Consider the following 249-nt stretch of genomic DNA (forward strand, 5'->3'; position numbering starts at 1 on the left):
AATGACACTTGGGCAGTTTGCAGAACATGTAAAGCAATCATCAGATGTAAAGGGGGCACGAGTTGTTGGGAAGTTAGATGATAAAGTGCGCAAAGTAGCTGTACTTGGTGGTGGTGGTAACAAATACATCAATCAAGCTAAATTTAAAGGAGGGGATGTATATGTAACAGGTGACATGTATTATCATGTTGTTCATGATGCGATGATGCTCGGTTTAAATATAGTTGACCCAGGACATAACGTTGAAAA

At 39.4% G+C, this 249-nt stretch carries 1 protein-coding gene; it reads left to right on the forward strand.

Features of this window, described 5'->3' with window-relative positions; genetic code table 11:
* Positions 1–249, forward strand: a 249-nt coding sequence (locus KVT31_RS29805) for a Nif3-like dinuclear metal center hexameric protein (protein ID WP_217613754.1), incomplete at both ends; no start/stop codon positions are given.

The sequence above is a fragment of the Bacillus sp. GbtcB14 genome (assembly GCF_019091205.1).
GTDB lineage: Bacteria > Bacillota > Bacilli > Bacillales > Bacillaceae_G > Bacillus_A > Bacillus_A cereus_AG.